The organism is Aestuariibius insulae (assembly GCF_040783535.2).
Lineage (GTDB): Bacteria > Pseudomonadota > Alphaproteobacteria > Rhodobacterales > Rhodobacteraceae > Aestuariibius > Aestuariibius insulae.
In genome coordinates, this window is the sequence record NZ_JBFONW020000005.1 from 134,253 (window position 1) to 155,200 (window position 20,948).

The window sequence follows — 20,948 nt, forward strand, 5'->3', positions numbered from 1 at the left end:
AGGTCCGGGGTCAGGCCCGGGACAGCTCGGGACAGGGCGGCTGGCCTCATTGCGCGTAATACTCGTCCAGGATCGCCTGTTCCTCCTCAGCGGCGACCGCAAGGCTCTCCTCGAGCGGTTGACCCTCCAGATCGGTCCGCGCCAGCATGTCCACCAGAACCTGCCGCTGCGCGCTTTCATTGGCGAATTTCGTCGTGCGCGCATATTCCAGACCGCGGATGAACGGACCGAACACCTCGTTATTGGCATTCTCCTCGGTCATCCCGACGCTGGGCTTGGCGGGCAGCTCTCCGACGACATCGAGCCAGACCTGCATCGCCTCGTCCGAGGTGACGAATTCCATGAACTTGACCGCTGCGTCATAGCGCTCGCCCTCGGCCTTAGTCGTGATCGCGTTGACCCAGTAGGAGGAATAGTTGGCCTGCGTCCCATCGGGCCCGGCGGGCAGCTCGGCGACCCCCCAGTTCAGTCCCCGCTGATCGGCCAGCGATCCGATCCGGAACGAGCCGTCGATATGCATCGCCGCCCGGCCCGCCTTGAACGCTGCCTGCGGCTCGTCCATGAAGCTTGACGCGGTCACGCCATGCTCCTTCTCGAGACCCGCATAGAATTCCAGCGCCTTCAGGCCCGCCTCGTCGTTGTAATTCACCGTCCGGTAATCGTCCTGATAGGGATCGCCGCCAAACTGGCGGATCAGCACTTCGCGAAACCAGTGGTGATCCTGCGCCGTCATGCCCGTCGTGATCCCGACTTGCGTGATATTGCCCGCATTGTCGGTCTTGGTCGTGGCCTTCGCGATCTCCACCAGCTCGTCCAGCGTGGCGGGCGGCGCTTCGATTCCGGCTTCCTCGAAGAGACGCTCGTTATAGAACAAAGCCAGTGACCGGACCGCCGTGGGCAGCGCGTAATACTGCCCCTCGACCTTCATCGCCTGCACCATCGGGAAGAAGTCCGCATCGATCGTCGCCGCCGGGAAGGTCTCCTCGGGCAGCGGCTGGATCAGATCGGCCTCGATGTAGTCGTTGAGCCATCCATAGAACAGCTGCACCACATCCGGCCCTTCGCCCGCCGGGATCGCTGCTGCGACCTTGGTACGATAATCGGCATAGGGAAAATGCGTCATCGTCACGGTGATGTCCGGGTTCTCTGCCTCAAAGCTTTCGATCAGCTGCTCCATCGCCTCGACCCGCGCGTCGAAGAAATACTGCCAGTACTCGATCTCCACGGTCTGGGCCGACAGCCCGCCCCCGATCGATGCCAGCGCCGAAACCGCACCTGCCTGTGCAAGCCGTCTGATCGTCTGTCTCATGAAATATCCCCCGGTCTGATGAAGCTACGTAACGTTCGCGTCCTGGACTGTGCGCTGATACGGCGCATCTTCTCAAACCCTAACGCGACTTCATTGAACCATCAACATGATTGAGTTATTAGGGCCAGATGCAGACACCTCGCCGAATCCAAGGGTCGAATGCCGGCCGATCGCGCTCTCACAACAAGCGGCTTGTGTTGGGGCATATTCAGGCTAAAGGCGAGATGGGCCGCGCCGAGATCGCGCGCGCCTCAGGCCTGACAACGCAAGCCGTCAGCAATATCATCGCCGATCTCGAAGGCGACGGGATGCTTGTGACCCGGGGTCACCGCTCTGAAGGGCGCGGGTTGCCGGCGTTGCAGTACGCCGTGAACCCGGTCGGAGGCTTCGCCCTTGGGATCGAGGTGCGGCCCGACGCGATCCTCTCCGCCCTGCTCGATCTTGAAGGCGCCACCCGCCATACGGGCCGCGCGGCGTTGCCCGACACCCATCCGGCCACAGTCGCCGATCTCGTAAGGCAGCTTCGCGACGAGGCGTCACGCGCCGTACCGGACAGCGAAGGCCGCATCCTCGGCGCGGGTATCGTGATGCCGGGCCCCTTCGGTCCGACCGGCCTTTCGGGCCTCTCCGGCACGACGACAGACCTCAAGGGCTGGCGCAACATGAATGCCCGCGAGCTGTTCCAGGAGGCGCTGGATCTGCCCGTCGAGGTCGAGAATGACGCCAACGCCGCCGCTTTGGCCGAGCGGATCTCGGGCGCCGCGCGCGGCATGGAAAGTTACGCCTATCTCTATTTCGGCGCCGGTCTGGGCCTCGGCATCGTCAGCGGAGGCCAGCTGATTTCAGGCGCCTTCGGCAATGCCGGAGAGATCGGTCATATCCCTGTCCCCTCCCCGGACGGCCCCGCCCCGCTCGAAACGCTGGCCAGCCGCGCCGCCCTCCGCACCCAGCTGGATATCGGCGCGGACGACCTGGACATCGCCGCGCTCGAAGCGCTCTTTGCCCGCTCCGATCCCGCTCTCACCGGCTGGATGGATCAGGCCGCGGGCGCCCTTGGCCATGCCGCGCTCCTGATCGAGAACATCCTCGATCCGCAGACGATCATCCTTGGCGGCGCCATGCCCGAGGCGCTGCTCGACGGTCTGATCGCCCGTATCGCCCTGCCTGAGGCTTCCATCTCGAATCGCCCCGACAATCCGCATCCCCGCCTGATCCGGGGCACTTGCGGGAGGCTGACGGCCACGATGGGGGCCGCCGCGCTGATCCTGAACGTCGCCTTCACACCCCAGCTTGCCTCCGTCGCCTGACGGCCATGCCGCTGACCGATCAGACCCGCATCCTGAACGACCGCCTCTCCCCGCGTATCGTGCTGTTGTGGCGCGCGCTTCTGCGTCTGCGCAGAACGGTCTCCTTCATGAATTCCGGCGCCCATCCCGATGACGAGACGACGGGAATGCTCGCCGCCCTAGGCTGGCGCGATGGAATCGATCTGTCCTTCGCCTGCGCCAATCGCGGCGAGGGCGGCCAGAACGATATCGGCACCGAACGCACCGCCGCGCTCGGCACCCTGCGCACCGCCGAGATGGAGCAGGCCTCCCGCATCCTTGGCATGCGCCTCTACTGGCTCAGCACCGCGCCGGACGATCCGATCTTCGACTTCGGCTTTTCAAAAAGCGGGGAGGAAACGTTGGCCCACTGGGGTCGCGAGCGCACGCTGGCGCGGCTCACCAATATCGTGCGAACCGAGCGTCCGGATATCCTCTGCCCGACCTTCCTCGATGTGCCGGGCCAGCACGGCCATCACCGTGCGATGACCGAAATGGCCCATGCCGTGTTCGAGCGGGCCGCCGATCCCGCCTATACCGGCTGCGATCTGGAGCCCTGGCAGATCGGCAAGCTCTACCTGCCCGCTTGGTCCGGCGCAGGCCAATCCTACGACGACGACCTGCCGCCGCCGCCCGCGACACTCACCATCGAGGCGTCGGGCCGCGACCCCGTCACCGGCTGGCCCTATGCCCGGATCGCCCAACACTCCCGCGCGATGCACCTGACGCAAGGCATGGGCCGCTGGGTCCCGCCGGGGGAGGAGCGCGACTGGCCGCTCCATCTGGCCGCCAGCACCGTGAGCGGCCCGGACAAGGTCATCACCTCCGGCCTGCCTGCCACGCTTGCCGATCTGGACCTGCCCGACGCGCAGGCCCAGATCGACGCTGCCCTCGCCGCCTTCCCGGACAGCGCCGCCATCCTGCGCCACGCCACAGAGGCGCACCGCCTTCTCGGAAAAGCCTTTTCGGAAACCGCGCCCAACGACGCCCACCGCCTGACCCGCAAGCTCACGCAGCTGACCCATGTGATCCGCCTCGCCTCCGGCGTCGAGGCACAGGCCCGCACCGATGAGGACCACCTCTCCCCCGGGGAGCAGACCGCCCTGACGCTCCGCCACCATGCAGGAGAGGCGGAGACCGTCACGCTCACCCCCTCCCTGCTAAGCGGATGGTCCCACGAGGACCGCGCCCTTACCATCTCTTCGGACGCCGCGCCCTCCGATCCCTACCCCGACAGCTACGACCCGGAGCGTCCGCCCGCTCCGAACCTACGCATCCGCGTCACCGCCCACGGCCACACCACGCAAAGCCAGATCCCGTTCGAGCGGACCCCGCTGATCCTGCCCGCCCGCTCCGCACAGCTGGCGACCGAGGCCGATATCCTCAACCTGCAGACCTCGCGCCGCAGCACCGATATCGCGATCTCGGACAAACGCCCGGCTGCCGCCAAGGTCGCGCTCGACGCCCCTGACGGCTGGCAAGTCGCGCAAACCCAAACCGGCGTCACTCTCACCGCGCCGAACACGCCGCAGCATGGCCTCTACACCGCCACCCTCACGCTGGATGGCCAGCCCGCCTCGACCGTTCGGACCATCGCCTATGATCACATCGCGCCCCGCCTGCTGAGCGCGCCCGCGACGATCCGGATCTGCGTGCTGGACGCCACACTCCCCAAGACCCGCATTGGCTATATCGGCGGCGGGGCGGACAAGGTGAGCCACTGGCTCTCCCGGATGGCCGCGAACGTCACCGACCTGACCGATGCCGACCTCGGCAGCGACGCGGCACTCGCGGAATACGACACGCTCGTCATCGGCATCTTCGCCCTACGCGCCCGCGCGGGCCTGACTGCGCAGATGCCGCGCCTGCATCGCTGGACCGAAACCGGCGGCACGCTCCTGACCCTTTATCACCGGCCATGGGACAACTGGGACCCGCAAAGCATCCCGCCCAAGCCCCTCGAAATCGGCCAGCCCTCCCTGCGCTGGCGCGTCACCGACGCCGAGGCCGAGGTCACGCATCTCGTCCCGGACCATCCACTCCTGACCACGCCCAACCGCATCGGCCCGGACGACTGGAGCGGCTGGCACAAGGAGCGCGGCCTCTACTTTGCGAAAAGCTGGGATGCCGCCTACACCCCGCTCCTCTCCATGGCCGACCCGAATGAGCCGCCCCAGACCGGCGCGCTCCTGACGGCCGAAATAGGCGCGGGCCGCTACACCCACACCTCGCTCATCCTCCACCACCAGATGGAGCAGCTGGTGCCCGGGGCGTTCCGCCTGATGGCGAACCTTCTGGCGACACGAACCTGATCCGAGCGTCCTCGGCCGGGGCTGGCGGATCAGGAAATTCAAGCGTCAGAACCATGGGCAGGTTCATCACCACTTCGACCGGTTGCCGTATCCCCAGAGAGGGGCGGACCACACCTTTCAGCTCGATACTCACCTGAACCTGCACCTCGGATGGCGGACCGATCGCAACTTGGCCAAAGACAATGTCCTGGGACGTCTCCTCGTTGACCTCTTGAAAGAAGACAGGATTTGCGCGCGTATAAATCCTGGAATACCGCGTCGACAGGTAACCGCGCCCAACCTGCGCGAAAACATCGGATCGAATATCGACAAACCGCGTCCGGAACGGCGCGACACATAATATTCCCTCAAAGCTGAACATATACTGCTCCAACTCCAAATTCGCGACACGAGCCGCGACACGAGCCGGACTGACAGAAGAATCCGTGTCAGGCACATCAACCGGATCGATCGGAACGGCTCTTATATCTCCTCCTGACCGCTGGGTGATGTAGCTGTGCCCACGCGCAAGCTGCGTGGCCCTTATCGGCCCGCCATCTACCGCAGGCCGGATCTCTCTTTCAGGCACCACGATCCGAAATGGCGTCTCCGAAACCGGGTCACACCCGGTAATCGACGGATCGGGCGCGATCTGCGCCACCAGGTCCAAGTACGAAGGCGTACCCGATTGCTGCGCCGCTGCCGGAGCTGACACCATCAAAAATATTGCAATCCATCGCATATCAAAACTCCCTTTTAAAAAAAATCCTTGAGAGATAGAAAAAAGATAGGCACGCGCTATTGCCAACACCAGTCGGGCCGGATCGGGCGATCCCGCCCCGGACGCATCATATGGCACAATTCCAGCCATTGAACTCCGACCCTATCTCCTCATTAAAAGTCGGCTCGGCCTGATGTGGGAACCGCGACGGGTCCAAAAGGGGTAAGAATTTTCTAGAAAATTCTTGATCTCAGATCTTTCTAGAAAGATCTGCTCTTCAAAATCTTCTAGAAGATTTTGCCTCTCGCCCGCCGGGTGCGCCTAGTCCGGCAGATGGTCAACCTGCGACAGGTTTAACTGAAGCGGTAGGGAAAATTGAACCGGCACCGGCGGCTCGGCCCCGAGAATGGGTCGCACGCTGCCATGCAGATCAAAGGTCAGCTTCACGCCGGTATCGGCGGGCGGCTCCTCGGGCAGCGTCACAGCCGTCTGAGACCATCCATCGAGTCCCGCGCGCTGATTCATCGTGAAAACGTCGGCGGTCAGCTCAGACCGCCCAATCGTCGCCGTCATCGAGATCCCAAGCTCGATGAAGCGGGTCTCGAAGGGCGCCACGCAAATCAGACCCTCCATAGAAAGTGTATACTCGTCCAGAACGGTCTCCGTGATCTGCTGGGCCGTCAGCGAGGTGTTCAACTGGCCCTCGGCAATCTCGTCCTCGCGTGCGAACGGAACCGCTCTCATCTCCGCGCCCGACCGGACAATGACATATTTGGTGTCACGCGGGATCTTGACGTCGAGGCGCGATGCCCCGCCGTCGACAGCTGGATCGACCCTCTGCTCCGGAAGCCGGATCCGGTAGGCGGTCTCCATCGCATAGGCGCAGAGAACAGTCTCCTCCGCAGGGGCCACCAACGCTGTGAGAGACAGCCGATCTGCCTGCTGTCCCACCACCGGTGTCGCTCCGACCATCAATGCCAACGCTATCCGCATAGGAATGCTCCTCTTAAAAAAAAGAATTTATTAAAGATATGATGTTATGTGGGGACGACTTTGCCGGGGTGCCAGATCTCAAACCGTCCAGGCAGGTCAGGGAAACCGTCCCTTGACGTCGAATTTTCCGGCCATCCGGGTCCGATTTAGTTGGCGAAATCCTCTCGCACAGAAAAACCCGAGATAACTTAGCTCTGATCTGGTTCTTTTTGCCCCAGAACGCACCGAGCGCATCGTTCATCCTGGTCCGTACCAAGAATTCACCGACCGGATACCGACGGACTACCGACGCAATACCGACCTCCCGTTTTGACAGGATCGCCGCCGTTAATCAGATCCGCCGACGCGCAAACCATCCTCGCACATCTGCGGCAGCCCGGCGCTTTACCCTCCATCAGGAAGCGCTTACTTAACTGCCTATGACCAAGCCGCCCCTCACCCTCTATCTCGCCGCTCCCCGCGGCTTCTGCGCGGGCGTTGACCGCGCGATCAAGATCGTCGAGATGGCGCTCGAGAAATGGGGCGCCCCGGTCTATGTCCGCCACGAGATCGTCCACAACAAATACGTGGTCGATGGCCTGCGCGACAAAGGTGCTGTTTTCGTTGAGGAATTATCTGAAACGCCCACCGACCGCCCGGTGATCTTCTCGGCCCACGGCGTGCCGAAATCCGTCCCCGCCGAGGCCGAGCAGCGCGAGATGATCTATGTCGACGCGACCTGTCCGCTTGTCTCCAAGGTCCATATCGAGGCCGAGCGCCACGCCGCAAACGGCCTGCAGATGATCATGATCGGGCACGAAGGCCACCCCGAGACCATCGGCACAATGGGTCAGCTCCCACCCGGAGAGGTCCTGCTCGTCGAAACCGTCGCCGACGTCGCCACGGTTCAGGTTCGGGATCCCGAAAAGCTCGCCTTCGTTACCCAGACGACTCTATCCGTCGATGATACCGCCGAAATCGTGGAGGCGCTAAACGCCCGGTTTCCAAAGATAATCGGCCCCCACAAGGAAGACATCTGCTACGCCACGACCAATCGGCAAGAGGCGGTCAAGGCCATGGCCCCCAGTTGCGACGCCCTCCTCGTGGTCGGCGCGCCCAACAGCTCGAACTCCCGGCGCCTCGTCGAAGTCGCGAGCAAGGCGGGCTGCCCCTATGCCCAGCTGATCGGCCGAGCCGACCAGATCGACTGGCGCGCCCTGGACGGCATCCGCTCAGTCGGCCTGACGGCCGGCGCCTCGGCCCCCGAGATCCTCACCGAAGAAGTCATCGACGCCTTCAAATCCCGCTATGACGTGACCATCGAGACTGTCACGACGGCTGAGGAAAATGTCGAGTTCAAGGTCCCTCGCATCCTGCGCGAGCCCGCGTAGCAAAGCGATGAGGCCCGTCCCCCTCTCCGCCATGCTGCTTGGCGCAGCCGGGCTTCTTCCGTTTCTCTGGGGGGTGCTAACGCTCGTCTCCGACCCTATCGCACAGGTCACGATCCGCACGGTCGGCCCGCGTTTCACCGCGCCTTATGTGCTTGTCGCCTATGGCACGATCATCCTCGCCTTCATGTCCGGCGTCCTCTGGGGCTTTGCGACCAAGACCGAGGGCAAAGCCGCCGCTGCGGGCTATGCCCTCTCCACGCTGCCTGCGCTTTGGGCCTTCTTCACCTTCGGCGGCGGCCACCAGCTTGCCGCGATGAACCTGATGATCGGCTATGCCGCGCTGCTTTTGCTTGACTGGAGCTTCCAGCGGCAAGGTCTCGCCCCGCCCTGGTGGCTGTCGCTGCGCATCCCCCTGACCGCCGTGGTCCTGATCTGCCTGGCCTTTGCCGCGACATGACGGAGGATCCCCAAACCCTCGCGGTCTATGATGCAAAGGCCGCCGAATACGCAGCCTGCTTCGGCCCGACATCGTTCCAAACGCTGCAAGACTTCATCGCCGCGCTCCCCGAAGGCGGCCGCGTCCTCGACCTTGGCTGCGGCCCTGGCACGGCATCCCGCCACATGGCCGAGGCGAGCCTCAAGGTCGTCGCGACAGACGCCTCCGCCCAGATGATTGCGTTGGCCGGTGAGATTGCCGGGGTTACCGCCCGCCAGGAGAGCTTCGATGATCTGACCGGCACAGACCTCTACGATGGCATCTGGGCCAGCTTCAGCCTCCTCCACGCGCCGCGCGCAAAGCTGCCCGACTATCTGGCGGCGATATCGGCAGCCCTCAAACCGGGCGGCCTCCTGCATCTTGGCATGAAGCTTGGCGACGGCGAGCGCCGCGACAGCCTGGGACGGTTCTACAGCTTCTACTCCGAAGAGGAGCTTCGCACACATCTGGACACCGCGGGCTTTACCGTAACCTCCGTGACAACCGGAGAGGAACGCGGCCTCGCCGGTGATGTCTCTCCCTATATTCTCTTCCTCGCCCGTGGCTGAGCTGTTCGCCTATACCGATGGCGCCTGCTCGGGCAATCCCGGCCCCGGCGGCTGGGGCGCATTGCTGATCGCACGCGATGGCGATGCCGTCATCAAGGAACGGGATCTCAAAGGCGGCGAGGCGCACACCACCAACAACCGGATGGAGCTTCTGGCCGCGATCCACGCCCTTGAAGCGCTGGAAAAACCCTCCCGGATCACGGTCGTCACCGACAGCGCCTATGTCAAAGGCGGCATCACCGAATGGATCGACGGCTGGAAGCGTCGGGGGTGGAAAACCTCCACCAAAAAGCCAGTCAAGAACGAGGATCTCTGGCGCCGGCTCGACGAAGCGCAGGCCCGCCACGATGTGACCTGGAAATGGGTCAAGGGCCATGCGGGTCATCCGGAGAACGAGCGTGCCGACGAGCTTGCCCGCGCAGGCATGGCCCCCTTCAAACCGACATCGAAATAGACCGCGGGACCGAGAGGCCAGCGGCCTGATGTCCCTATGACAAGCTCCAGCTAAGCTCGACGACCCTGAGTGCGGCCCTTGCATCGGGCCTCGCACCCGGCGAGACAGCGGATCACACAAGGCTGAGATATCCAAATGGACCTACGACAGATCAGATGCTTCATCGCTGTCGCGGAGGAGCTGCACTTCCGCCGCGCGGCAGAGCGTGTCGGTCTGGCGCAGACCGCGCTTTCTGCGCAGGTCAAACGGCTGGAGGACGAACTGGGATATCCCCTCCTCTTCCGGACGACCCGTCATGTCAGTCTGACGCAGGCAGGAGCGGTCTTTCTTGACGAAAGCCGCGCCGTTCTGAGCCGGTTGGACCTCGCCGTGGACCGCGCTGGCGCAGCGGCGTCCAGCGGTCTGGACCGGCTGCGGATTGGCGGGATCGACGCTGCGCTGGTCTGGTTTCTGCCGCCGATCTTCACCGCCTTTCAGAAACGGCATCCCGGGATCAGGCTGCAACTAACCGAGGTTTCGGCATCGGCCGTGCAGCTTGAGGAACTGGTTCGCCACCGGATCGATCTGTGTTTCTTCCGGCCACCGGTGGACCGGGACGGCGTTCAATGGGAGCTCTTGTTCGAAGAGCGCATGTTCGTGGCTCTCGCCGAAGACGATCCGCTTGCACAGGAGGCGCGGCTCGATACCGCGCAATTATCCGGTCGCAAGCTTATCAGCTATCCGCGTCATTCCCGCCCCTATCTGGCCAATATCGTCGACACCTGTCTGGCCGGGCTCAAAAACCCGCCAGTGAGCGATCTTCAGGTGCTCGACAAGTCGACCCTGCTCAGGCTGGTAAGCGAAGGGACTGGGATCGGTCTTATCCCGCAATGGGTGTCCGAGATCGAGGCGCATGGCGTCCGCTTCGTGCCTCTCAACGCGGGTCCCGTGCTGCAATTCGGCGTCGCCTGGAGAGAGCGAGACCGCGATAGCGAAACGCTCGGATATTTTCTCGACCTGGCCCGTCACCGGGCGAACGAGATCGAAGCGCGGTTCGGATCGGCCAGCTAGAGGCGCTCCAGAAACGACCGCCATTCCGACAAGACCGCGTCGGGGATCTCCTCGGCAAGGTAATGCCCGCCCGGCAAGGCCCGCCCGGTCACCGTCTCAGCCCGCTCGCGCCAAAGTGAAAGACAATCGAAATGCCGCTCGATCGCACCATTCGCGCCCCAAAGGGCATGGACGGGCATGGAAAGCTTTCCCTCGTCTGCATCGTCATGAACGATATCGATCGTCCATGAGGCACGGTAATCCTCGCAGGCAGACGCAATCGTTCCGGGGTCTCGCCAGCAGTCTAGATATTCGGTGGAGGCCTGACGCGCAAAGATTGGCGTACCGTCTGACCCGGTGCAGCATTTCTTGCACCAATACCAATCGGGATCTGCGCCGATCAGGCGTTCGGGCATCGGGCTGGGCTGGATCAGCCAGAACCACCACCAATAATCAGCGGCAAATTCGGCCGTCGTGTTCCGATACATCTCGCGGGTCGGCGCGATATCGAGCGTCATCAGCGCCCGAACCCTTTCGGGATGATCGGCGGCCAGCCGGTGGGCAACCCGTGCACCGCGATCATGCGCACCGATCACGAAATCCCAAAGATCCAACGCATCCATCAAGGCAAGCAGATCGGACGCCATCGCGCGTTTGGACATCGATGAATGGTCCGCCTCGGTCGGCGGCTTCCAGGACTTTCCGTAACCTCGAAGATCAGGGCAAATTACCGTGTGGTCCCGCGCAAGGTCCCCGGCCATGCGGTGCCACATCGCAGACGTTTGAGGATGTCCATGGAGCAACAGCATCGTGGGTCCCGAGCCGCCGATACGATAGCGGACATGACCCTCCGGCAACTCCAGCACGCGGTCGTCGAAGCCTTCAAAAAAGCCCAGCTCCACATGGGAGGCGGACAGCAGGGCAGCGGGATCCATCTGAGGCATCGTCAACATGCGATCTTGGGTGCCATGGCGCGTGCTAAAAAAGAACAACAAATGATTGTATAAATTTTTATGCTCAATAGACCGCCCATCCGTGACATCTCGTGCGTTCTCGAGCTTGAGGCAGGAGGAGAGAAGAGCCCGTAAAAAACAACTGGCGGCGATCGCTGAATGGCTCGCCTTCATCCATCAGGCCTCCAATTTGCGAGCGAGGGGATGTGGAATAATCACGAGCACCTCGGCGGAAACCAGATCATCTCCAGTAACCACGCAGACCTTCTCAGTCCCGACGTCTCGAGCCTCGGGGCAGCTTCCCTCGTGGCGTGATCAGATCAGTTTCCGCGGCAGATCGAGCCCCCTGAGGATCTCCTCCGCCGCCATGGCCTGCTTGCCGGCCCGTTGCGCTTTCGTGATCTCGACGGCTCTATCGCCGCAGGCGACCACAAAGCCGGGTAGCACCTCACCCGGCGCGCCTGCACCGTCGACCACGCGCGCGCCCAGAAGCTTCACACGCTCGCCCCCGATCTCGCACCAAGCGCCGGGAAACGGGGCCAGCCCGCGGATCAGCCGCGATACCTCTGCCGCAGGCCGGCTCCAGTCGATCCGCGCCTCTGCCTTGTCGATCTTGGCGGCATAGGTCACGCCCTCCTCGGGCTGCTGAACCGGCTCGAGCTCCTCTAGATCGGCCAAGGCCTGCACGATCAGATCCGCGCCCAGTCGGGACAGCCGGTCATGCAGCTGCCCTGATGTCTCTTCCGCTCCGATCGCGGCGCGGCCCTCCAGCAGCACCGGCCCGGTATCGAGGCCAGCCTCCATCTGCATGATCGCCACACCCGTTTCGGCATCGCCCGCCATGATCGCGCGCTGGATCGGCGCGGCTCCGCGCCAGCGCGGCAACAGCGAGGCGTGGATATTGAGGCACCCGAACCGCGGCGCCTCCAGCACGGGAACAGGCAGGATCAGACCATAGGCCACGACCACGCCCACATCTGCCTCCAGCGCCGCGAACTCCGCCTGCTCCTTCTCGCCTTTGAGCGAGACTGGATGGCGTACCGGCAGATCCAGAGCCTCCGCGCGGGCCTGGACGGGCGAGGGTCGGTCCTTCTTCCCGCGCCCGGCAGGGCGGGGCGGCTGGCAGTAAACGCACACAACCTCGTGCCCGGCGGCCACGATAGCCTCCAGCGCTGCCACCGAAAACGCCGGTGTCCCCATGAACACGATCTTCATCCCGCGCTGTCCTTTCGCTTTCTTCGTCAGAAGAAAGCGCCCGCCCGCAGGGCGCCCCCCTCATCGTCAGATTTTTAGCTAAAAATCTGTCGCCGTCCCGCTTTCTTCAACAGCCGATCCCGCTTCAGGCGGCTGAGCCTATGAAAGTACATCCGGCCCGATAGGTGATCGATCTGATGCTGAACCGACCGCGCCCACAAGCCGTCCAGCTCCCGCTCGCAAGGCGATCCTCCCTCGTCCAGATAGGCGACCGTACAGGAGATCGGTCGCACCACCTCCGCCGAGACACCCGGCAGATTGGGCGAGGCCTCCTGAATAGCAATCGTTTCATCGCTCACCTGCAGAAGCCGCGGATTGGCTATCCGGATCACCTGCCCGCGCGTCTCCGACGCATCGACGACCGCCAAGTGCCGCATCACACCGATCTGAGGGGCGGCCAAGCCGATCCCCGGCATCGCGTCCATTGCAGCGACCATCTCGTCCCAGATAGCGCGGACTTTGTCATCCACCGCCTCAATCGGCTCGGCCGCCTTGCGCAGCCGAGGATCCGGCCAGAGCAGGAACGGGCGCGTCACACCTCCGTGCCGTGATCCAAGATAAGCCGCCCATCCAGATGATCCAGCTCATGACAGGCGATCATCGCCTCCTGACCGACCAGCCGCTCGGTCGTCAGAACGCCGCTTCGGGACATCCAGCGCAGGTCCACCCAAAGAGGCCGCTGCACGCGGTAAACCTTCCCGGGGATCGACAGGCACGCCTCCTCCCCGACCGTCTGCATCGGTGCGGCCTCGACGATCTCGGGATTGACGACCACGATCGGCGCCTTGTCCCCGGTCTTCCATCGGGCATCCATCACAAAGACCCTTCGGTCGTCGCCGATCTGGGGGGCGGCCAGACCGCGCCCTTCGGCGGCATACATCGTGTCGAGCAGATCGTCGGCAAGGCTTTGAAACTCGTCGCCGAACTCGGCCACCCGCGTGCAGGCCACCCGCAACGCATCGCTCGGCGCCTCATGGATTTCGCGGATCATGCCCGCGCCCTCTCGCGCTTGAGCTTCACCATCTTGCGCGTGATCATCTGGCGCTTTAGCGGCTTGAGGTAATCGATGAACAGCCGCCCATCCAGGTGGTCGATCTCGTGCTGTACGCAGGTCGCCCACAGCCCCGAAAACCGCTCCGAACAGGCGCCGCCCTCGAGCGAGGTCCAGGTCACCTCGACCTCCGCCGGACGCTCTACATCCGCGTATTGATCCGGGATCGACAGGCAGCCTTCCTCGTAGACGCTTTGCTCCTCCGAGGACCAGACGATCTGAGGATCGACCAGCACCATCGGGCGCGGCGGCTGATCCTCCTCCTTCACGCAGTCCATAACCAGAAGCCGGCTTAGAACACCGACCTGGGGCGCCGCCAGCCCGATGCCCGGCGCATCGTACATCGTCTCGAGCATATCTGCGGCCAATGCCTTGATCTCGCCTGAGACCGAACCGACCGGCGCGGCCTCCGATTTGAGCCGCGGATCAGGATGAATGAGGATGGGTCGTTTCGCCATGCCCTCCATCTAGGACAGCCGCCGGGCCACTGCAATCCGCGCTTGCGCCCGGCCCGCGTGACGGTAGCTTGCTGCCTCAAAGGAGACCGATATGTCCTTCGACCAACTCATCGACCGCCGCGGCACCCATTGCGTGAAATGGGACATGATGGAAACGCTCTACGGCGTCCCTAAAGAAGACGGCATCGCCATGTGGGTCGCCGATATGGAATTCCGCCCGCCGCAATGCGTTCAGGACGCGGTGCAGGCCATGGTCGATCACGGCGTATACGGTTATTTCGGCGACGACAGCAAATACCGCGAGGCGATCCGCTGGTGGATGGAAACGCGTCATAACTGGCAGATCGATCCCGAGCATATCTTCACCTCCCACGGCCTCGTCAACGGCACCGCCATGTGCCTCGACGCCTTTACAAAAGAAGGCGATGGCATCGTTCTGTTCACGCCTGTCTATCACGCCTTCGCCAAGGTGATCCGCGCGTCAAACCGGCAGGTCGTGGAATGCGAGCTGGCCCGTGACGAGGGCCGCTACGTGATGGATTTCGATGCCTATGACGCGCAGATGACCGGGCGCGAGACGATGCTGATCCTCTGCTCCCCGCATAATCCCGGCGGCCGCGTCTGGACCCGCGAAGAGCTTGAAGACGTCGCTGCTTTTGCCCGCCGCCATGATCTCCTCATCGTATCAGACGAGATCCACCACGACCTCGTCTTCGCAGGCCACAGCCACATACCCATGGCCCATATCGAGGGGATTGCGGACCGCCTCGTGATGATGACTGCCGTTACCAAGACCTTCAACATCGCGGGCTCCCATGTCGGCAATGTCATCATCGCCGATGATACCCTGCGCAAGCGCTTCGCCGCCCGCATGGCGGCTCTCGGCATGTCAGCCAACAGCTTCGGCCTGTTCATGGCCACCGCTGCCTATTCCGAGGCTGGCGCGGCTTGGGTCGAGGATCTCCTCGCCTATCTCGACGGCAATCGCCGCCTCTTCGACGAGGCCGTGAACGCGATCCCGGGCCTGCGCTCCATCCCGCTAGAGGCGACCTATCTTGCCTGGGTCGATTTCTCCGGCACCGGCATGGACCGGCTGGAATTCACCCGCCGGGTCGAGCAGGAGGCCAAGATCGCCGTCAATCATGGTCCCACCTTCGGCAAGGGCGGCGACAGCTTCCTCCGCTTCAACATCGCCGCCCCCGGGCAAGTGGTCGAAGATGCAACCGAGCGGCTGAAAGCGGCTTTCTCCGACTTGCAGTAAGGCTGCTGCCATCAGACCGGAATCCGAAAAGCCCCCTCCGTCGCGAGCGCCGCATCGTCTTGCGCATAGTCAAAGTGATCTCTCGGGTAGGCGGCGAGCTGCGGCAAGGCCGTCTGCCACTCATCAGGCTTGACCGTCTCGACCAACCAGTCCACCGCCGCAGCCACCGTTTGCGCATAGCTCTTCGAACTGGGCACGGACGACGCGCAAACCATCGGCCGTTTCGTCGACCAGGGCGTGGCACCGTAGCGTGGCGGAAAGGGTTCGTCCGCCAGGCCGAGCAGCTCCGCCTCCCGGCCCATGGCCATCATGATGGCGCGTCCGATCTCCGCCACATCCGGCGCATCAGCATCCGTTACATTCAGGATCCGGTGCCCTTCGAATGTCAGACTACGAAGAACAGCCTCCGCGATCGCCCCGGTTGAGGTCGTCTGAAACCGGCTCCGCCCGCCATAGGCCAAGGGGATCCGCGCGCGCCCATCCAGCAGGCGTTTGACGAACCACCATTCCCAGGCATGTTTGCTAAACGGACCATGGATCGCGCAGGGCCGCAGGATGCTTACCGGCACAGTCGCCCACTCAAGCAGCCGCTGTTCCATCGCCACCTTGCGGGTCGAATAGGTCTGCGGCCCTGGCGTAACCGTCCGGTGATCCTCGCGGATCGGAACCGGAAAGCGCGGAAACCCGTAATCGCGCGCCTCATCGAGCGTGCGACCCTCGTCATCCGCATAAACGCTCGCACTCGAGATGACAGCAATCCGTACGATAGACCCTTCAAGAGCAATCAGCTGATCGGCATGCCCCTCTTCAAACGCAATGCAATCCAGCAGCAGATCCGCGCCATCGCCCATGGCTGTGCGCAGAGGGTCCCCCTCATTTCGATCAACCGCGATATGCCTCCAAGGCCCCGGGATCGACGGCGCAGAGCGGCTGGCAAGCGTGACGTCCCATCCGTCCGCAACCAATCGCCGCGCAACGGCCAGTCCGATCTGTCCGGTCCCGCCAAGGATAAATGCGTAAGCCATGACTTACGCTTACAGATGGCTAAGGCGATGTCTACCGTTTGTCCTGACAGATCTGGTGCAAGCCGAGCCACGCCTGCCCGGTCCGTCCCACCAGATCCCCGTCAGGGCGATCCATCGCCATCGTCAGGTTCACAGGGCCGGTTCGCGAGGTAAACGCGACCTCGAGCGCAGTCGAATAGGCAAAAAGCTTGGTCAACGTATCGTCGATCGGCACATACCAGAACAGCCGGTCATTGAATTCCTCGATCTCGACATCGCTCCAGACGGCAGCGCCTTCTGCAATCTCTTCGGGCACGTTGTCCGGCAGGATGAATTCGAACCCGAAGCCACTCACCCCGGTCAGCGCCGGATCCGGATCCTCGTCCCGAGGTCCGATCATGAACCCGGCAAGCCCCTGATGACCCCAATTCGCCGAGCAATTGACCGACATCGCATATCCGTCGATACGCCCTTCCAGCCGCGCGGAATTGTTTGCGCCCTGGACGAGCGTCAATTCGGCGATAGCAGTTAAGGGAGCGAGAACAGCAGCTAGCGCGACACCGGCGCCTCGAAAATACATCATGTCAAAATCCCGGGTCCTGAAAACAGATCATCCGTGATTGACCATCAAAGACGCCCGGCGTCAACGATCCGGCGCGCCTCTCGAACAACGCCCAGGGCAAACCGCCTTTCAGGTCAGTAGCGCCACCGGAGCATTCTCGGCCCGTTCGAAGTCCAGCGGCATCTCGTCCTCCACCCGCGAGCGGCGCTTGAATTCGAAATGGCGCTCGCGCCCCTCGTCCTGACTTGCGATAACAAGACATTGCGCGACATGGCGGCTGCCATCGAACAGATCGACAAACCCGCGCAGGGACGGCGCATCCTCCAGATCGAGTGCAAAGCCAGTCTCCCAAAGCCGGATCACCGGGTAGGCCTTGCTCCCGGCCATCAGCCGCAACCGCGCCGATTGCTTGAGCGACTTGCGCTGCGCCGCTTCGAGCCCCTCGCGGATCTCCTTGGACAGATATGTCGACATCGCGAACCTCCCCCACCGACGATAAAAGCAACGCCTTAACCGCAGGTTACCCATCTGGTTCCATGATTGCCTTAGTTTTGCCCGATTCGACAAGCCGGGGCCGCAAAACATGCGGACGCTCGCCATCATAAAGCGCCGAATCGCGGAAATCCCGAACCTGCCCCAGCACGGGACCGACCAGGATCAGCGCCGTCCGCGTAATCTTGGCCTCCCGCACCTTCTCGCGGATATCGCCCAAAGTGCCGCGCAGATAGATCGCATCGGGCCAACTGGCGCGATAGGCCACTACAACCGGACAGTCCGCGCCATAATGCGGGATCAGCTGCCGCTCGATCTCGCGCAGCGCCCGGATCCCCAGGTGAATGGCCAGAGTGGTCCCGGTGCGCGCAAAATTCTCCAGCGTCTCGCCACCCGGCATCGAGGTCGACTTCATCGACATCCGCGTCAGCACAATCGACTGCCCGACCTCCGGCACGGTCAGCTCCTGACCCAAAGCCGCCGCCGCCGCCGCATAGGCCGGAACCCCAGGCACGATCTCGTATTCCACCCCGTCCCGCCGCAGCAGCCGGATCTGCTCCGCGATCGCCCCGTAAAGCGACGGATCCCCCGAATGCACCCGGGCCACATCCTCCCCCCGATCCCGCGCAGCTAGGATCTCGGCATGGGTCTCCTCCAGCGTCATCGACGCCGTATCCCGCACCAAAGCGTCCTCTGGCGCCCCTGCCACGACCTCTGCAGGCACCAGCGATCCGGCATAAAGGCAGACCGGACAGGCCCCGATGATCCGCGCGGCCTTCAGCGTCAGCAGCTCCGGATCGCCCGGCCCGGCCCCGATGAAATAGACGGTCACGTCGCGCTCCCCTTCATCTTGTCAAAAATATGCATGAGCCCGGCTTACCCTCCCGCAAAGGCCTTCGCCGCATAGCCCCGCGGCGTCACCATTCTCGGCCCCTCGCCCAATTGCACCAACCGCGACTGGGACGAGCCGACCAGCACCACCGTCAGCATATCCACCTCATCCACTTCCAAAGCATCGAGCCGCCGGAACCGGATCTCCTCCTCCGGCCGCCCCAGCGACGAGGCGAGCAGAACCGGCGTGTCGGGCGGCCGATGCCCTAGCAACGTCTCGCGCGCCTCGGCCAGCAGGGTGCGCCGCCGCTTGGAAACCGGATTGTAGAAGGCGATCACGAAATCCCCCTCGGCCGCCGCCTTGATCCGCCGGACGATATCCGCACGCGGCGTCAGCAGATCGCTCAGCGAGATCGCGCAGAAATCATGCCCCAAAGGCGCCCCCGCCCGCGCCGCCGCCGCCTGCAAGGCCGACACGCCCGGCGCGCAGACAACTTCCACCCGCCGCGCCGCATCGCTTACCCCCTTTTCGGAGCGCCCCAGCAGCTCAAGAACCAGCGCGCCCATCGCGTAGATCCCCGCATCGCCTGAGCAAATCAGCGCCACGTCGCGCCCCTCGCCCGCCCGCTCAAGCGCATAGCGGCACCGATCCTCCTCTCCGCCGAGCGGAAAATCCGACCGTGCCTTGCCCGCAGCCAGCGGCCCGAGCAGATCGATATAAAGCCCGTAGCCTACCAGTTCCTCGGCCTCGACGATTAGCTTGGACGCCTCGGGCGTGCGCCAGCCCGACTGCCCCGGACCGATCCCGACCACCGAAAGCCGCCCCCGCGGCCGCCCACGCAGCTCCACCAACGGCTCCGGAGCCAGCGCCACAGCGCAGGTCGCATTCGCCGTCTTGCGCTTGACCACATGGAGCCCAGCCTCCGGGCCGCCCTGCGCCAGCGCGGCTCCTTCGCTCACGCCATGGCACCCCACCTCGGCAAAGACGACGTCCGACGGCATCGCCAGCCGATCCGCCTCGGCCTCCAGCTCCTCCGCCGTGAACAGCCTCAGCGGCACGTCCAACTCGGTCGACAGGGCGATTACCGCAGGCTCATCCGCCTTCAGATCGATCGTCGAGACCGAAGCCAGAGCCGCCGGATCAAGTCCGGCGGAGGCCAGCGTCTCGCGCACCAGCGCCGACAGCTCCTCGGGCGGGCAGTTCCGCGCACAGCCGACGCCCAGCGCCAGCCGCTGCGGCGCAAAGACCAGATGATCCGGCCCCGCCTCTTCAGGCGCCATCGTGCAGCTGATCCGCAGGCCATCGCCGTCGGGCAGGCCGCTCAGCCAATCGGCGGCCTCTGCCGCCTCCCCGCCGATATGTACACCGCCGCCCGAGAGCAGACCAGCCATTGCACCCTTTGCATCGCCCGGATTGACCAGCCGCCATCCCTCCGGCGGCTCGTCCAAAGCCACGCCAAGCGCCACATCGCCCGCCGTCGTCACCGCGGCCTTGCCGCCGAGCGCCTCCGTGATCTGCTGCGCCAACCGGTTCGCCCCGCGATGCCCGCCGAGCAGCGGCACCACGACCGACCCGTCATCGGACACCGACACGACCGGAGGCTCCCGCCGCTTGTCCGACAGCATCGGCGCCACGGCCCGGATCAAGATCCCGCTCGCGCAGACGCCGATCACCGGGACGCCTGCCGCGAAGAGATCCCGCGCATGAACCAGCGCGTCGGCAAAGACCGCATCCGCCTGTCGCACGCGCCCCTCGCGTCCGTGCAACGGCGCATCGAGCGCCTCCGCGACCCGCCGGGCTACCGCCTCACCGGAGGCCGACAAGGCCAGAACGACAGGGGTCACAACCACGGATCATCTCCCTTCACCGCGAGGATCATCGAAAAATACGGCGCCTCCTCCGGCGCTTCCGACAGCGGCATCACCCGCTCCGCCCCCAGCGAGGCGCGCTCCACATAGACTGCGCCTTCCGCCCGCCCGGCTAAGGCGAGCACCCGCCGGATCTTCTCCAGATGCCGTCCGACCTTCATGATCACCGCCGTCTCGCTACTCTCGACGCGCCGCGCCAGCTCCGCCTCGGCCAAGGTCCCCGGCACGACCGTCACCGCCTCGTTGCGCGCCGCCAAAGGCAGCCCCGCGACCGCCGCGCAGGCCGTCATCGAGGTCACCCCCGGGACAACCTCGCAGGCAAACCGCCCCGAGAGCCGCGCATAAAGATACATGAACGAGCCGTAAAAGAACGGATCGCCCTCGCACAGACACACCACATCCGATTCGCCTTCCAGCGCCTCCGCAATCTGCGCCGCCCCGGCATCATAAGCCGCCTGAGCCGGTCCCCGCTCGACGCTCATAGGCACGTCCATCACAATCTCCCGCGCGCCTTCGGGGATCACGCCCGAGGCGATCGACCGGGCGAAACTCTCGGCCCCCGCCAGCGTCGGATAGGCGATCACCGCCGCCCCGGAAATCAGCCGCTGCGCCTTCACCGTCATCAGATCGGGATCCCCAGGCCCCAGCCCGACCCCGTAGAGCGTCCCACTCAAAGG

22 protein-coding genes are annotated in these 20,948 nt (G+C 64.1%); 8 read left to right on the forward strand and 14 right to left on the reverse strand.

All coding sequences use genetic code 11. From position 1 onward, the window contains the following. Positions 1–46: 46 nt before the first annotated feature. A complete protein-coding gene (locus tag AAD018_RS14510; protein WP_367315456.1) occupies positions 47–1,309 on the reverse strand; it encodes an extracellular solute-binding protein in 1,263 nt (420 codons plus the stop codon). A gap of 128 nt (positions 1,310–1,437) precedes the next feature. On the opposite strand from AAD018_RS14510, the gene AAD018_RS14515 reads away from it, so the two are divergent. Further along, positions 1,438–2,616: an ROK family transcriptional regulator gene (locus AAD018_RS14515; protein WP_367315455.1), complete on the forward strand. Its 1,179-nt coding sequence runs from the start codon at positions 1,438–1,440 to the stop codon at positions 2,614–2,616. A 5-nt stretch (positions 2,617–2,621) separates the two neighbouring features. Further along, a complete protein-coding gene (locus tag AAD018_RS14520) occupies positions 2,622–4,946 on the forward strand; it encodes a PIG-L family deacetylase (RefSeq protein WP_367315454.1) in 2,325 nt (774 codons plus the stop codon). On the opposite strand, the gene AAD018_RS14525 is transcribed toward AAD018_RS14520, so the two are convergent. Together AAD018_RS14525 and AAD018_RS14530 are read right to left on the reverse strand one after the other, a co-directional pair. Further along, a complete protein-coding gene (locus tag AAD018_RS14525; RefSeq protein WP_367315453.1) occupies positions 4,867–5,796 on the reverse strand; it encodes a hypothetical protein in 930 nt (309 codons plus the stop codon). The genes AAD018_RS14520 and AAD018_RS14525 overlap by 80 nt on opposite strands. 171 nt (positions 5,797–5,967) lie before the next feature. After that, positions 5,968–6,639 (reverse strand): hypothetical protein, encoded by a 672-nt coding sequence (locus AAD018_RS14530; protein WP_367315452.1) that lies wholly within the window; start codon positions 6,637–6,639, stop codon positions 5,968–5,970. Positions 6,640–7,058: 419 nt separating this feature from the next. Between AAD018_RS14530 and ispH the strand changes: the two genes are divergently transcribed. The 5 genes from ispH (at position 7,059) to AAD018_RS14555 (ending at position 10,557) form a co-directional block, all read left to right on the forward strand. Then, positions 7,059–8,009: a 4-hydroxy-3-methylbut-2-enyl diphosphate reductase gene (gene ispH, locus AAD018_RS14535; protein WP_367315451.1), complete on the forward strand. Its 951-nt coding sequence runs from the start codon at positions 7,059–7,061 to the stop codon at positions 8,007–8,009. Between the two features lie 7 nt (positions 8,010–8,016). Beyond that, a complete protein-coding gene (locus AAD018_RS14540; RefSeq protein WP_367315450.1) occupies positions 8,017–8,466 on the forward strand; it encodes a DUF3429 domain-containing protein in 450 nt (149 codons plus the stop codon). Continuing rightward, positions 8,463–9,053 carry a class I SAM-dependent DNA methyltransferase gene (locus tag AAD018_RS14545; protein ID WP_367315449.1) on the forward strand — a complete coding sequence of 197 codons (591 nt, stop codon included), beginning with the start codon at positions 8,463–8,465 and terminating at the stop codon, positions 9,051–9,053. The genes AAD018_RS14540 and AAD018_RS14545 overlap by 4 nt, the downstream gene beginning before the upstream one ends. Then, a complete protein-coding gene (gene rnhA, locus AAD018_RS14550; protein ID WP_367315448.1) occupies positions 9,046–9,507 on the forward strand; it encodes a ribonuclease HI in 462 nt (153 codons plus the stop codon). Before AAD018_RS14545 ends, rnhA begins: the two co-directional genes overlap by 8 nt. A gap of 135 nt (positions 9,508–9,642) precedes the next feature. After that, positions 9,643–10,557 (forward strand): LysR family transcriptional regulator, encoded by a 915-nt coding sequence (locus AAD018_RS14555; protein ID WP_367315447.1) that lies wholly within the window; start codon positions 9,643–9,645, stop codon positions 10,555–10,557. On the opposite strand, the gene AAD018_RS14560 is transcribed toward AAD018_RS14555, so the two are convergent. The 5 genes from AAD018_RS14560 to def (AAD018_RS14580) all read right to left on the reverse strand — a co-directional run bounded on the left by AAD018_RS14560 (position 10,554) and on the right by def (AAD018_RS14580) (position 14,252). Next, complete coding sequence (locus tag AAD018_RS14560) at positions 10,554–11,471, reverse strand: alpha/beta fold hydrolase (RefSeq protein WP_367315446.1); 918 nt, start codon at positions 11,469–11,471, stop codon at positions 10,554–10,556. The genes AAD018_RS14555 and AAD018_RS14560 overlap by 4 nt on opposite strands. A gap of 333 nt (positions 11,472–11,804) precedes the next feature. Further along, positions 11,805–12,704: a methionyl-tRNA formyltransferase gene (gene fmt / locus AAD018_RS14565; protein WP_367315445.1), complete on the reverse strand. Its 900-nt coding sequence runs from the start codon at positions 12,702–12,704 to the stop codon at positions 11,805–11,807. Positions 12,705–12,778: 74 nt separating this feature from the next. Beyond that, positions 12,779–13,279 (reverse strand): peptide deformylase, encoded by a 501-nt coding sequence (gene def / locus AAD018_RS14570; protein WP_367315444.1) that lies wholly within the window; start codon positions 13,277–13,279, stop codon positions 12,779–12,781. Continuing rightward, the gene (def, locus tag AAD018_RS14575; RefSeq protein WP_367315443.1) at positions 13,276–13,734 is read right to left on the reverse strand and encodes a peptide deformylase; all 459 of its coding nucleotides are present in this window, start codon (positions 13,732–13,734) and stop codon (positions 13,276–13,278) included. The genes def (AAD018_RS14570) and def (AAD018_RS14575) overlap by 4 nt, the downstream gene beginning before the upstream one ends. Then, positions 13,731–14,252 carry a peptide deformylase gene (def, locus tag AAD018_RS14580; protein ID WP_367315442.1) on the reverse strand — a complete coding sequence of 174 codons (522 nt, stop codon included), beginning with the start codon at positions 14,250–14,252 and terminating at the stop codon, positions 13,731–13,733. The genes def (AAD018_RS14575) and def (AAD018_RS14580) overlap by 4 nt, the downstream gene beginning before the upstream one ends. A gap of 91 nt (positions 14,253–14,343) precedes the next feature. Between def (AAD018_RS14580) and AAD018_RS14585 the strand changes: the two genes are divergently transcribed. Next, the gene (locus tag AAD018_RS14585) at positions 14,344–15,513 is read left to right on the forward strand and encodes a MalY/PatB family protein (protein WP_367315441.1); all 1,170 of its coding nucleotides are present in this window, start codon (positions 14,344–14,346) and stop codon (positions 15,511–15,513) included. An 11-nt stretch (positions 15,514–15,524) separates the two neighbouring features. On the opposite strand, the gene AAD018_RS14590 is transcribed toward AAD018_RS14585, so the two are convergent. The 6 genes from AAD018_RS14590 to cobI form a co-directional block, all read right to left on the reverse strand. After that, the gene (locus tag AAD018_RS14590; RefSeq protein WP_367315440.1) at positions 15,525–16,538 is read right to left on the reverse strand and encodes an NAD-dependent epimerase/dehydratase family protein; all 1,014 of its coding nucleotides are present in this window, start codon (positions 16,536–16,538) and stop codon (positions 15,525–15,527) included. Between the two features lie 31 nt (positions 16,539–16,569). Then, on the reverse strand, positions 16,570–17,100 hold the full coding sequence (locus tag AAD018_RS14595) for a hypothetical protein (RefSeq protein WP_367315439.1): 531 nt from the start codon (positions 17,098–17,100) through the stop codon (positions 16,570–16,572). Positions 17,101–17,208: 108 nt separating this feature from the next. Further along, positions 17,209–17,553 (reverse strand): hypothetical protein, encoded by a 345-nt coding sequence (locus AAD018_RS14600; RefSeq protein WP_367315438.1) that lies wholly within the window; start codon positions 17,551–17,553, stop codon positions 17,209–17,211. 46 nt (positions 17,554–17,599) lie between these two features. Continuing rightward, entirely contained in the window at positions 17,600–18,403 is an 804-nt protein-coding gene (gene cobM / locus AAD018_RS14605; RefSeq protein ID WP_367315437.1) for a precorrin-4 C(11)-methyltransferase, read from the reverse strand. Positions 18,404–18,447: 44 nt separating this feature from the next. Then, positions 18,448–20,253, reverse strand: coding sequence for a precorrin-3B C(17)-methyltransferase (gene cobJ, locus AAD018_RS14610; protein WP_367315436.1), 1,806 nt, complete (start codon positions 20,251–20,253; stop codon positions 18,448–18,450). Next, entirely contained in the window at positions 20,244–20,945 is a 702-nt protein-coding gene (gene cobI / locus AAD018_RS14615) for a precorrin-2 C(20)-methyltransferase (protein ID WP_367315435.1), read from the reverse strand. The genes cobJ and cobI overlap by 10 nt, the downstream gene beginning before the upstream one ends. Positions 20,946–20,948: the final 3 nt, after the last annotated feature.

Coding starts and splice junctions, on each gene's coding strand:
- AAD018_RS14555 (WP_367315447.1), top strand. CDS start 9,643: ATGGACCTACGACAGATCAGATGCTTCATCGCTGTCGCGGAGGAGCTG.
- AAD018_RS14540 (WP_367315450.1), top strand. CDS start 8,017: ATGAGGCCCGTCCCCCTCTCCGCCATGCTGCTTGGCGCAGCCGGGCTT.
- fmt (WP_367315445.1), bottom strand. CDS start 12,704: ATGAAGATCGTGTTCATGGGGACACCGGCGTTTTCGGTGGCAGCGCTG.
- AAD018_RS14595 (WP_367315439.1), bottom strand. CDS start 17,100: ATGATGTATTTTCGAGGCGCCGGTGTCGCGCTAGCTGCTGTTCTCGCT.
- def (WP_367315443.1), bottom strand. CDS start 13,734: ATGATCCGCGAAATCCATGAGGCGCCGAGCGATGCGTTGCGGGTGGCC.
- AAD018_RS14585 (WP_367315441.1), top strand. CDS start 14,344: ATGTCCTTCGACCAACTCATCGACCGCCGCGGCACCCATTGCGTGAAA.
- AAD018_RS14525 (WP_367315453.1), bottom strand. CDS start 5,796: ATGGCTGGAATTGTGCCATATGATGCGTCCGGGGCGGGATCGCCCGAT.
- AAD018_RS14530 (WP_367315452.1), bottom strand. CDS start 6,639: ATGCGGATAGCGTTGGCATTGATGGTCGGAGCGACACCGGTGGTGGGA.
- def (WP_367315442.1), bottom strand. CDS start 14,252: ATGGCGAAACGACCCATCCTCATTCATCCTGATCCGCGGCTCAAATCG.
- AAD018_RS14560 (WP_367315446.1), bottom strand. CDS start 11,471: ATGGATCCCGCTGCCCTGCTGTCCGCCTCCCATGTGGAGCTGGGCTTT.
- AAD018_RS14545 (WP_367315449.1), top strand. CDS start 8,463: ATGACGGAGGATCCCCAAACCCTCGCGGTCTATGATGCAAAGGCCGCC.
- AAD018_RS14600 (WP_367315438.1), bottom strand. CDS start 17,553: ATGTCGACATATCTGTCCAAGGAGATCCGCGAGGGGCTCGAAGCGGCG.
- ispH (WP_367315451.1), top strand. CDS start 7,059: ATGACCAAGCCGCCCCTCACCCTCTATCTCGCCGCTCCCCGCGGCTTC.
- AAD018_RS14510 (WP_367315456.1), bottom strand. CDS start 1,309: ATGAGACAGACGATCAGACGGCTTGCACAGGCAGGTGCGGTTTCGGCG.
- AAD018_RS14515 (WP_367315455.1), top strand. CDS start 1,438: ATGCAGACACCTCGCCGAATCCAAGGGTCGAATGCCGGCCGATCGCGC.
- AAD018_RS14590 (WP_367315440.1), bottom strand. CDS start 16,538: ATGGCTTACGCATTTATCCTTGGCGGGACCGGACAGATCGGACTGGCC.
- AAD018_RS14520 (WP_367315454.1), top strand. CDS start 2,622: ATGCCGCTGACCGATCAGACCCGCATCCTGAACGACCGCCTCTCCCCG.